This window comes from Martelella sp. HB161492, assembly GCF_013184775.1.
Classification (GTDB): Bacteria; Pseudomonadota; Alphaproteobacteria; order Rhizobiales; family Rhizobiaceae; genus Martelella.
The window spans coordinates 42,313-53,814 of sequence record NZ_JAATVV010000017.1 but is presented as its reverse complement, the minus strand read 5'-3'; the positions used below and the strand labels follow the sequence as shown (position 1 = coordinate 53,814).

At 60.0% G+C, this 11,502-nt stretch carries 12 protein-coding genes; all 12 read left to right on the top strand.

Annotation, left to right across the window (positions count from 1 at the left end):
- Position 1 precedes the first annotated feature (1 nt).
- The 12 genes from trpS (at position 2) to HCK86_RS21910 (ending at position 11,487) form a co-directional block, all read left to right on the top strand.
- A complete protein-coding gene (gene trpS, locus HCK86_RS21965; protein ID WP_176086634.1) occupies positions 2-1,063 on the top strand; it encodes a tryptophan--tRNA ligase in 1,062 nt (353 codons plus the stop codon).
- Between the two features lie 235 nt (positions 1,064-1,298).
- Positions 1,299-1,790, top strand: a complete 492-nt coding sequence (locus tag HCK86_RS21960) for a universal stress protein (RefSeq protein ID WP_176086633.1) — start codon at positions 1,299-1,301, stop codon at positions 1,788-1,790.
- A gap of 143 nt (positions 1,791-1,933) precedes the next feature.
- Positions 1,934-2,497: a NifU family protein gene (locus HCK86_RS21955; protein WP_176086632.1), complete on the top strand. Its 564-nt coding sequence runs from the start codon at positions 1,934-1,936 to the stop codon at positions 2,495-2,497.
- A 21-nt stretch (positions 2,498-2,518) separates the two neighbouring features.
- Positions 2,519-3,172, top strand: a complete 654-nt coding sequence (gene tsaB / locus HCK86_RS21950; RefSeq protein ID WP_176086631.1) for a tRNA (adenosine(37)-N6)-threonylcarbamoyltransferase complex dimerization subunit type 1 TsaB — start codon at positions 2,519-2,521, stop codon at positions 3,170-3,172.
- A gap of 5 nt (positions 3,173-3,177) precedes the next feature.
- On the top strand, positions 3,178-3,669 hold the full coding sequence (locus HCK86_RS21945) for an N-acetyltransferase (protein WP_176086681.1): 492 nt from the start codon (positions 3,178-3,180) through the stop codon (positions 3,667-3,669).
- Positions 3,670-3,763: 94 nt separating this feature from the next.
- Positions 3,764-4,549, top strand: coding sequence for a lysophospholipid acyltransferase family protein (locus tag HCK86_RS21940; protein WP_176086630.1), 786 nt, complete (start codon positions 3,764-3,766; stop codon positions 4,547-4,549).
- 84 nt (positions 4,550-4,633) lie between these two features.
- The gene (miaB, locus tag HCK86_RS21935) at positions 4,634-6,022 is read left to right on the top strand and encodes a tRNA (N6-isopentenyl adenosine(37)-C2)-methylthiotransferase MiaB (RefSeq protein WP_176086629.1); all 1,389 of its coding nucleotides are present in this window, start codon (positions 4,634-4,636) and stop codon (positions 6,020-6,022) included.
- Between the two features lie 340 nt (positions 6,023-6,362).
- Positions 6,363-7,424, top strand: coding sequence for a PhoH family protein (locus tag HCK86_RS21930; RefSeq protein WP_176086628.1), 1,062 nt, complete (start codon positions 6,363-6,365; stop codon positions 7,422-7,424).
- A 2-nt stretch (positions 7,425-7,426) separates the two neighbouring features.
- Positions 7,427-7,933: an rRNA maturation RNase YbeY gene (gene ybeY / locus HCK86_RS21925; protein ID WP_176086680.1), complete on the top strand. Its 507-nt coding sequence runs from the start codon at positions 7,427-7,429 to the stop codon at positions 7,931-7,933.
- Positions 7,934-8,084: 151 nt separating this feature from the next.
- The gene (locus tag HCK86_RS21920) at positions 8,085-9,185 is read left to right on the top strand and encodes a hemolysin family protein (protein ID WP_246739730.1); all 1,101 of its coding nucleotides are present in this window, start codon (positions 8,085-8,087) and stop codon (positions 9,183-9,185) included.
- A gap of 133 nt (positions 9,186-9,318) precedes the next feature.
- Complete coding sequence (gene lnt, locus HCK86_RS21915) at positions 9,319-10,824, top strand: apolipoprotein N-acyltransferase (protein ID WP_176086626.1); 1,506 nt, start codon at positions 9,319-9,321, stop codon at positions 10,822-10,824.
- 249 nt (positions 10,825-11,073) lie between these two features.
- On the top strand, positions 11,074-11,487 hold the full coding sequence (locus tag HCK86_RS21910; protein WP_176086625.1) for a helix-turn-helix domain-containing protein: 414 nt from the start codon (positions 11,074-11,076) through the stop codon (positions 11,485-11,487).
- The last annotated feature ends 15 nt before the right edge of the window (positions 11,488-11,502 follow it).

Sequence of the window (11,502 nt, the reverse complement as noted above, 5' to 3'; positions counted from 1 at the left end):
CATGAGCGAATTCAAGCCGCTTATTTTTTCCGGTGTTCAGCCCACCGGAAATCTTCACCTTGGCAACTATCTCGGTGCATTGCGTAAATTCGTGGCGCTGCAGGACCAGATGGACTGCATCTACTGCGTCGTCGATATGCACGCGATCACCGCGCAGCTTGTTCACAAGGACCTGAAGTCCCAGACGCGCTCCATCACGGCGGCCTATCTTGCCTCTGGCATCGATCCTCAGAAACATATCGTTTTCAACCAGTCGGCCGTGCCTCAGCATGCCGAACTTGCCTGGATCTTCAACTGCGTCGCGCGCATCGGCTGGATGAACCGGATGACCCAGTTCAAGGACAAGGCCGGCAAGGATCGTGAAGCGGCTTCGCTCGGGCTCTATGCCTATCCCTCACTGATGGCTGCCGATATTCTCGTCTACCGCGCCACCCATGTGCCGGTCGGAGACGACCAGCGCCAGCATCTGGAGCTGACCCGCGATATCGCGATGAAGTTCAACATGGACTTCGCCGAGAAGATTCGTGACGCCGGCAAGGGCATCGATACCACCGTCGGTGACGAGCCGGTCCATGCCTATTTCCCGATGGTCGAGCCGATCATCGACGGGCCGGCACCGCGGGTGATGAGCCTGAAGGACGGTTCGAAGAAAATGTCGAAATCGGATCCGTCGGATCTGTCGCGCATCAATTTGACCGACGATGCCGAGACGGTGGCCCGCAAGATCCGCAAGGCAAAGACTGACCCCGACGCGCTGCCGAGTGAAACCGATGGTCTTAAGGGGCGTCCGGAAGCCGATAATCTCGTCGGAATCTATGCCGCGCTTAGCGATCGTACCAAGGCAGATGTGCTGGCGGAATTCGGCGGTCAGCAGTTCTCGGTGTTCAAACCGGCGCTCGCAGAGCTTGCCGTGGAGGTTCTGTCGCCGATCAATGCGGAGATGCGTCGTCTGCTTGACGATCCGGCCCATATTGACGCCGTCCTGAAGGACGGTGCAGGCCGTGCCCGCGCCATTGCCGAGCGCACCATGAAGGACGTTCACGAGATCGTCGGCCTTCTCTAGAGCGCCGTGCGTCCTCTTGGACGCACCGGGGCGCTCTATCTTGTTGAATCTACGCATCGGCTCGAAAATCGATTCCGGTTTTCGAGCCGATGCGCTAGGGCGGAAAGGGCGGTGTCAGCCACCTTTCCTTATTGCTGCGTGCCCAGAATGGTCCTGACCGGCCATGCCGTGCTATGTTGCGTGCGATTGGCCGGACGAGGTCCATTCCGTTCCCGGCAGATGGAGATTTTCTGATATGGTTTCCAAGCGTCTTTCCGGCGAGGCCGGTCACCGGCGAAAATTCGTTGCGATCGTGGATGGCACGCCCGAATGCAGCCTTGCCGTTCGCTATGCCGCACGGCGGGCGAAGAATTCCAATGGCGGCCTGGTTCTGCTGTTCGTCATCCCGCAGCATGATGTGCAGCAGTGGATCGGTGTGCAGGAATATATGCGCGCCGAGGCCCGCGAGGAGGCCGAAGTTGCCGTCTCCAAGGCGGCGGAAGAGGTGCGTGCAAGCATTGGTATCGATGCCGAGATCGTGGTGCGCGAGGGCAGTGTCGCCGAAGAAATCAATGCTGTGGTCGAGGATGACCGCGATATTGCAATTCTGGTTCTGGCCGCTGGTTCGGCCAAGGAGGGGCCGGGGCCGCTGGTTTCGCTTCTTGCCGGGCGCGGCAAGGCGTTTTCCATTCCCGTAACGGTGCTGCCGGACGGGTTGAGCGAAGCCGATATTGATGCGCTTTGCTAAGCGTTCTCTTGAAAGCCAGAGCGCTGGCGCCTAGCTTCTCGCTATTAGAATGATTCACCGCGGCACGACCTTGAACCGTGCCTCAGCGAAACAGCCCTTTTCCCGTGGCCTCAGGCCCGGTCAGGGCGATGATGGAGACGAAAATGTTCATCCAGACCGAAACCACGCCCAACCCCGCGACCCTGAAATTTCTTCCGGGCAAGATCGTGCTGGAACGCGGCAATGCCGAATTCCGCTCGGCAGACGATGCGATTATCTCGCCGCTGGCGACCCGGCTCTTTGCCGTTCCCGGTGTCGAAGGGGTGATGTTCGGCTATGATTTCGTCTCCGTGACCCGTGGCGATTATGAATGGCAGCATCTGAAGCCCGCCATTCTCGGTGCGATCATGGAGCATTTCATGTCCGGTGCGCCAACCATGGCAGGCGAAGCCTCGCATGAGGATCTCGATACCGGCGAGGAGTTTTTCGATGCCGGTGATGAGACCATTGTCGCCACCATCAAGGAATTGCTTGAGACCCGCGTCCGCCCGGCCGTTGCACAGGATGGCGGCGATATCACCTTCCGCGGCTATCGCGAGGGCACGGTGTTTCTCAACATGAAGGGCGCATGCTCCGGCTGCCCGTCCTCCACGGCAACGCTGAAGCATGGTGTGCAGAACCTGCTGCACCATTTCGTTCCCGAGGTCGAGCATGTCGAGGCCGTTTGACCTCAAGGCAGGGCATCGCAGATGATCATTCTGGCAATCGAAACGGCAGGCGCCGATTGTGCAGCCTGCGTTTTTGACAGCGATGGCGGGCGCGTTCTGTCTGCGGTGAGCGAAACCATCGGCAAGGGCCATGCCGAGAGGCTGATGACGATGATCGATGAGGTGGTGCGCGACAGCGGCCTGCCTTTGTCTGCGCTTGACCGGATCGCTGTTGATATCGGTCCCGGTTCGTTTACCGGCATTCGTGTCGGTGTGGCAACCGCGCGGGCGCTGGCGCTGGCGCTCGGGGTCGCATGCGTTGGCGTGACGACGCTTGACGTTCTGGCGCGCCAGTCAAGAGGCGAGGTGGCGGGCCACAATGTTCTGATCACCATGGATGCCAGGCGCGGCGAGGCCTATTGCGCACTCTATGACGGCAATGGCCGTCTGCTTGTTGAGCCTGCCGCCTATGCCTATGAAGCGCTTGAGGGCCTTGCCGGTGCGCATGAGGCCATCATTGCCGGTTCCGGCGCCACGGCTGCGGGGCTGTCGGACAGCATGCCGCTCGCCGGCGTGCGGGTTGAAACCATTGCCGCGCTGGCGGCGGATATGGCTGCTGGCAAGGCGGTGTCGCCGCTTTATCTGCGCGGCCCTGATGCCAAGCCGCAGGGTGGCTTCAAGGTGGCGCGGGCATGACCGGCATGGCTGGCTTCTTCAGGCGCAATCCTGAATTCGAGGTTTCGGCGCTGACGGTCGATGAACTTGAGGCGGCTGCGGATCTGCATCACAGCCGTTTCTTCCATCCCTGGAGCGCCGACGAGATCCATAACCTGTTGAGCCAGGGCCCCGTCTTCGGCTTTGTCATGCACCAGACCAATGCCTGGATCGGCTCGCCGCTGGCAGGCTTCGTGCTGGCGCGTGCCGTGGCGGATGAGGCCGAAATCCTGACAATCTGCGTCGCCGAAGGCTTTTCGCGCGTCGGAATTGGCTGGCGGCTGATGGTGGCGGCCCTGCAGGAAGCCGGGATCAGGGGCTCCGAATTCATGCTGCTGGAAGTGGATGCGATCAACGAACCGGCAATCGGGCTTTACCGCAAGCTCGGTTTTGTCGAAGTCGGGCGGCGCAAGGCCTATTACGCACATGCCGATGGCAGCCGGTCGAGCGCGCTTGTTATGCGGCGGGAACTGGGCTAGAGCATCGGGCGAGAACGTGGACACCGGATTTCGCGAAAGCGCGATGCGCCGGGCGGTTCCACCGCCGGTGCAGGGCTTCGGAAATGTAAGGCCGATGAGATATCTTCGTTACAGCTATGTCACGCTTGCGCTGTTTCTCGCCACCATCCTTTTGGCTCCCGTGCAGATCCTCTGTCTCTGGCGTGGCTGGCCTCTGGCGCGCAAGCTGCCGCGCTACTGGCACATGGTCGCCTGTTTCGTGCTTGGTATCCGCATTCATGTGCATGGTGCGCCGGATAAGCGCCGCCCGCTGCTGCTATCGTCCAACCACACCTCCTGGCTGGATATCGTCGTTCTGGGCCGGGTCGCCGATCTTGCCTTCATTGCCAAGTCGGAAGTGCGCGACTGGCCGGTCTTCGGCCTGTTCGCGCGGTTGCAGAATTCGGTCTTCATTGAACGGGCTGACCGGCGCGGGACGGGCGATCAGGTCAACAGCATTGCTGAACGGCTTGTCGGCGAAGAGATCATCGTGCTCTTTCCCGAAGGAACGACGTCGGATGGCAACCGGCTGTTGCCGCTGAAATATTCGCTGTTCGGCGCAGCCTCCTCGGCGGTGCCTTTCTCACCCACGGGCCGTGTCTATGTTCAGCCGGTGGCTGTTGCCTATACCGGCATTGGCGGTCTGCCGATGGGCAGGGCGCTTCGCCCCGTGATTGCCTGGCCGGGTGATGTCGAGATGCTGCCCTCGCTTGCCGGTGTCATTCGCGCCGGCAGTTTCGATATCGATGTCTGTTTCGGCGAAAGCGTCGAATTTACCGCTGAGACGAAGCGAAAGCAGGCGGCCGCCGAAATCGAGGCGCGCATGCGCGATCTGCTTTCGGAGCGTCTGCGCGGGCGTTGAGACGGACAAGATCCCCGACAAAAGCACCTAAATGCGTGCATTTTCCGTTTTTCATGCGCTTCAAAGCAGGTTAAAAGGCCCGCCATGACGCAAGAGACCACTGGAACGACAGATATGACGGCATCGGCGACGGGCAATCAGCGCAAGGTTTTCATCAAGACCTATGGCTGCCAGATGAATGTCTATGATTCCGAGCGGATGGGCGAGGCGCTGGCAAGCGATGGCTATCAACCGACCGAGACGATGGATGATGCCGATCTGGTGCTGCTCAACACCTGCCATATTCGCGAAAAGGCCGCCGAGAAGGTCTATTCCGCTCTGGGCCGTCTGCGTGACATGAAGCGTGAACGTGCCAGAGAAGGCCGCGAAATGCTGATCGGCGTTGCCGGCTGCGTTGCCCAGGCGGAAGGCGAGGAGATCCTGCGCCGCGTGCCGGATGTCAGTGTGGTGATCGGCCCGCAGACTTATCACCGTCTTCCCGAGGCCCTGCGGCGCGCCAAGGCCGGCGAGCGTGTGGTCGATACGGATTACGCGGTGGAGGACAAGTTTGACTATCTGCCGAAGAAGGAGCGCGGCAACCGCCCGAAAAATGTCTCGGCCTTTCTCACTGTGCAGGAAGGCTGCGACAAGTTCTGCACCTTCTGTGTCGTGCCCTATACGCGGGGTGCGGAAGTGTCGCGCTCGCTGAACCAGATTGTCGACGAGGCGCATCGGCTGGTCGAGAACGGTGTCAGCGAGATCACGCTTTTGGGCCAGAACGTCAACGCCTGGCATGGCAACGGACCCGACGGCACCGAATGGGGGCTCGGCGACCTTCTGTTCCATCTGGCTGCGATCGATGGCATCAAAAGGCTGCGCTACACCACCAGCCATCCGCGCGATATGGATGACAGGCTGATGGCGGCCCACCGCGATCTGCCTGCGCTGATGCCCTATCTGCATCTTCCCGTTCAGTCCGGTTCCGACCGGATCCTGAAGGCGATGAACCGTAAGCACACGGCGGAAGAATATCTGGCGCTGATCGGCCGCATTCGCGCGGTCCGGCCTGATATCGCCATGTCCGGCGATTTCATCGTCGGCTTTCCCGGTGAAACCGAAGAGGATTTCCAGGCGACGCTCGATCTGGTGGAAAAGGTCCGTTACGCGCAGGCCTTCTCATTCAAATATTCGACGCGGCCGGGAACGCCGGGCGCCGAGCTGGAAGACCAGGTGCCCGAAGACGTCAAGACCGAGCGGCTGGCAAGGCTTCAGGCGCTTCTCACCCGCCATCAGCGTGAATTTGCCGCCTCCTGTGTCGGCCGTGAAATGGATATCCTGCTGGAGAAGCCGGGCCGCGAGGACGGCCAGCTGATCGGCCGCTCGCCATGGCTTCAGTCCGTCGTGGTTTTGGGCGGAGATGCCGCAATCGGCGATATGGTGCGCGTGCGCATCACTGCTGCCGGCCCGAACAGCCTTGCCGCCGAGCGGCTGTGATTTTGTGACACCGCGATGAAAAGTGCGTTGCGAAAGACAAATCGCTTCACAAAATGGCGGATCGCGTTTAGCCTTTGTTCATGAAGCTTGGCGACCTCAAAGAGACTCAGTCAGTTCAGCGGCAAAGACGTTCAAGGGCCGACCGGCTTCGTATGTTTCACGCAAATATGGTTGTTTCAACGGGTCGGTTTGCATGTCGGCCGGACGGGCGTTTCAATGCGCGCCGCCTGCGGACTTGCCGTCTCAACAGCGCGGGGCTCGTTCGCTCGTTTGTCAGGGCGGATCAACACTCCGGTGCCGATCAGAGGTGTCGTCGTCTTTTTCTCAGGAGCTTGACCGCTTGAACGTAACAGAACTGGTTGCCGAAACCGCGCAGGGCGCGCGTCCCAACACCAAGGATGAGGCGAGTCATTTCGTCCTTACTTTTGAGAACAACCGCTATGCCAGCGAGTTGTTCGGTCAGTTCGACGAGCATCTGAAACTGCTGGAAGACAGGCTGAAGGTCAAAGCCGTGCCGCGCGGCAATTCCGTTGCGCTGAGCGGCGAGACGGTGGCCACCTATCAGGCCCGCAGGGCGCTTGATTTCCTGTACAGCCAGCTTCTGAATGGCGGTCATGTGGAAAAATCCGATGTTGAAGGTGCCATCCGGATGGCTGTTGCCACCGACGACCAGCTGAGCCTGCCGACGCTGGAGCGCAAGGCTAAGCTGTCCATGTCGCAGATTTCGACCCGCAAGAAGTCGATCGCGGCCCGGACGCCGGCCCAGGACGCCTATATCCGTGCACTGGAGCGCAATGAGCTTGTTTTCGGCACCGGTCCTGCCGGTACCGGCAAGACCTATCTGGCGGTTGCCTATGCAGCGCAGCTTCTGGAGCGCGGTGTGGTCAACAAGATCATCCTGTCGCGTCCGGCCGTTGAGGCGGGCGAACGCCTCGGCTTTCTGCCCGGCGACATGAAGGAGAAGGTCGATCCCTATCTCCGTCCGCTTTATGATGCGCTTTACGACATGATGCCGGGCGACAAGGTCGAACGGGCGATAACCGCCGGTGTGATCGAGATTGCGCCTCTCGCCTTCATGCGCGGGCGCACGCTTGCCAATGCCGCCGTTATTCTGGATGAGGCGCAGAACACGACATCGATGCAGATGAAGATGTTCCTGACCCGTCTCGGCGAGAATTCGCGGATGATCATTACCGGCGATCCGAGCCAGATCGACCTGCCGCGCGGCGTGAAGTCCGGTCTGGTCGAGGCGCTCGGCATCCTCAAGGGCGTGGAAAGCATTTCAATCATCCGCTTTACCGATACGGATGTGGTGCGTCATCCGCTGGTGGCGCGTATCGTCGCCGCCTATGATGGCGAGAGCCGCAGCGCCGGTGAAGCCAGCGAGGCCAGTGACGCCTGATGATGGCAGAATTTGACTACCAGATCACCGTCGAGGCCGACGCGTGGGATGCTGTTGCCGACCTCGAAGCCCTCATCTATCGGGCGATTTCTGCTGCGTCCGACTATCTGGCGAAGGAGGAGGGGCAGCCCTTCTTCGAGCCGGAAGCGGAGTTGTCACTGGTCTTCACCGATGACGCGGCGATAAGGGTCATCAATGCGGAATGGCGCAATATGGACAAGGCGACGAATGTCCTGTCCTTTCCCGCCTTTCCGATCGCGCCCGGCGACATGCCGGGGCCGATGCTCGGCGATATCGTCGTGGCCTATGAGACGGTCAGGCGCGAGGCGGAGGCGCTCGACAAGCCCTTCGAGGAGCACCTGACGCATCTGCTGGTGCATGGATTCCTGCATCTTTTGGGCTACGATCACATTGAAAACACCGATGCGGAGCTCATGGAAGGACTTGAGACTCGCATTTTGGCCACACTTAACCTATCTGATCCTTATCAGGGTAGTGACCCGGTTTGACACCTAAGGAAAGATGAACCAGCAACAGATCGTACCGCTGCGAGAAAGCGGGCAGGACGCCGAAGACGGCTCTGCACTCGACGAACCCAACAGTACGGGGCCGCAAAACGGCCACACTGAAAAGAACGGTTCTCCCATCAGGGGTTTTTTCATGCGCTTGAAGCGCAATGGGCACACGGCCTCAAGGCTGCGTGAGGACCTCGAAGATGCATTGTCGGCAGACGGTGCAGGGGACAGTGATTTTTCGCCCGAAGAACGGGCGATGCTCAATAACATTTTACGCTTCCGCGAAGTTCGTGTTGAGGACGTCATGGTGCCGCGCGCCGATATCGACGCCGTGGACCAGAGCATTTCGCTCGGCGAACTCTTGCTGATCTTCGAGAATTGCGGTCATTCGCGTATGCCGGTCTTCTCCGAGACGCTGGATGATCCGCGCGGCATGGTGCATATTCGCGACCTTCTTGCCTACCTGTCCAAACAGGCGCGCGGTCGCCGCCGTAATCTGACACGCACCGCCGCACAGGCTGGTGGCCGGGCTGAAACCACGGCAAAGGCGCCGGCGGCGGAAAAGACCAGCCGCGCCCATCGCAGCGGGCTCGACCTCGGGCGTGTCAATCTCGACAAGAGCGTTGCCGACGCCGGCATCATTCGCCCGGTTCTGTTCGTTCCCCCGTCCATGCTGGCGTCCGATCTTCTGCAGCGCATGCAGGCGAGCCGGACGCAGATGGCGCTGGTGATTGACGAATATGGCGGGACGGACGGGCTCGTCTCACATGAGGATATCGTCGAGATGGTTATCGGCGATATCGATGACGAGCATGATTCCGAAGAGGCGATGTTCACACGCGTGTCCGATGATGTCTTCGTTGCCGATGCCCGCGTCGAGCTTGAGGATATCGCCGAGGCGATTGGTCCGGATTTCGACATTTCCGATCATGCCGAGGATGTGGACACGCTGGGCGGGCTGATCTTCTCCGCCATCGGCCGCATTCCGGCCCGCGGCGAGGTGATCCAGTCGCTTCCGGGTTTCGAGGTGCATATTCTCGATGCCGATCCGCGGCGCATCCGCCGGGTACGCATCCTGAGGCGGCGCGCGCCCGTTCGGCGTCGTGCGGCCGCGCTGCGCCATGAGGCCGAGCCTGTCGAGGCGGCGAGACCTTCATCGCCGCCGGAGACGAACCTTGTGATCAAGGATACGGCCGGAAATCCGCCGGAGCGTGCCAGCGCCGAAAGCGACGGTTCGCCGCGGTAGGCATCTGCCGCGTCTTCCAGCATAGAGGAAGCCAGCGCCGGCAGTTGTGCCGGGCGCTGGCTTTCGTGTCCTGAAGCGGGAAAGTCGGTCGCTTCGCGGTGTCCCGGCAAATCTGATGAATGAGTGCGCGCCGATGCCTGACAACGCCATCACGAATGATCCGAGCCTGTTGCTGAAGCTTCGGGAAAGAGTCGGGCGGCTGAGCGGACGTGCTCAGGCGCTGGCGCTGATGGCCTGCGGGGGGCTGTCGACATTTGCGCTTGCGCCTTTTGGCCTTTCTCCGGTGATGTTTGTCACTGTCCCGGCGCTATTTCTTCTGGCTGACGGCTTCATCGGCGCGCGCACCGGCTTCAGCGCCGTCAAGCGCGGCTTTGCCGCTGGCTGGTGTTTCGGTTTCGGCTACTTTGTTCTTGGCCTCTGGTGGCTGGCTGCCGCACTGCTGCAGGATGCCGTGCACTTCGCCTGGGCCATTCCCTTTGCCGTTCTCGGTTTTCCTACCTATCTTGCGCTCTATTACGGACTTGCGCTGGCGCTGGCGGCGCCGTTGTTCCGCTGGCGCAGTCTGCGTTTTCTGGCGCTGGCGCTGGCGATCGGGCTTGGAGAATGGCTCAGGGGCCATGTTTTCACAGGCTTTCCCTGGAATGCGCTTGCCTACACGGCTGTTCCTGTGCCGCTTCTCATGCAATCCGTGCATATCGTCGGACTTTTCGGACTGAGCGCCCTCTGTGTGGTTGTCTTTGCCGCGCCATTGATGTGGCTTGAGCGGCGCTATCTGGTCTTCTCTGTGGCGCTTGCTCTTTTCGTGGCCGATATCGCCTATGGCGGCATCCGTCTCTGGAATGCGCCGGCATCGCCGCCGGGAAAGGAAACCATCGTGCGGCTGGTTCAGCCGGCCAGCGATCTTGCGAGCTGGGGCAGTCTCGAGGGGCAGCAGGCGGCCTTTTCCGCGCTGATCGCTTTGTCCTCCGCACCGCCAAGAGGTGCGTCACGGGCGCCTGACATCATCGTCTGGCCTGAGACCGCGCTGCCCTTTCTGATCGACGATCGGGCGGATGCACGCACGGCGATCGGCGAGATGCTGAAATCAGGGCAAACCCTGATCACCGGGGCGACGCGCTTTGCCGGTCGTGATGGGGATGGTGCGCCGCAATTTCACAATTCCATCGTCGTTCTGAATGATGATGGTCAGATCGTTTCGGCATCTGACAAGGTTCATCTGGTCCCGTTCGGTGAGTATCTACCCTTTGCGAAGACGCTGAAGGCACTCGGGCTCACTTTTTTTTCAACGATTGCGGGTAATTACGTGCCAGGGGTTGAACGCAACCTTCTGTTGCTTCCAGATGGGACGACGCTTTTCCCGCTTGTCTGCTATGAAGCCATTTTTCCCGGCATAGTTGGTGCGCAGTCCGGCCTGTCAGACGCGCTTCTCAATGTCAGTTTTGACAGCTGGTTTTCAGGGACACCTGGCCCATTTCAGCACTTTGCCGAGGCCCGTTTACAGGCTGTGGCTGCAGGAAAGCCGCTGATTCGCGTCGGTGAAAACGGTGTTTCAGCGGTGGTTGATGCCTATGGTAGAACCGTTGGCCGGTTGTCCTTCGGGGAAAAAGGCTACCTTGACGTTGCGGTTTTCATACCCTAGGTTGATTCATTGCGAGTTTTCTGTTCTCTAGCGCGTAAAAGGTCGGACTAAAGCGGCACGAGGAAAAACATTACATTCACGTAATGGTTTTGGAAATCCTCCACAATTGACCACTATACCCTAAAATTGCATAGTGGGCTGCCTTGGCATTCTCGTCGGGCCTGCAATGCTAAAATCCGATGGTTGTAAAATCACTCTGTGAAGCGGCAGGCCTGGTGTGGCGATGGGTTAATGAGAATAGGAACAAAAATGACAGAAAACAAAAAGAAGCCGAACCCGATCGACATTCATGTCGGGAGTCGGATCAGGTTGCGCCGTACCATGCTGGGCATGAGCCAAGAAAAACTTGGTGAAAGCCTGGGGATTACCTTTCAGCAAATTCAGAAGTACGAGAAGGGAACCAACCGTGTTGGTGCCAGCCGTCTTCAGAACATCTCGACGATCTTGAACGTCCCGGTATCCTTCTTCTTCGAAGACGCACCGGGTGAGCGCTCAGGCGCTGCCACCGGTATGGCAGAAGCGTCGAGCTCCAGCTATGTGGTCGACTTCCTGTCGTCCTCCGAAGGGCTGCAGCTCAACCGCGCTTTCGTCAAGATCAATGATCCGAAAGTGCGCCGCAGACTGGTCGACCTCGTCAAATCTCTGGCCGCAGAGGCAGAGTGAGTTAATCGGATATCA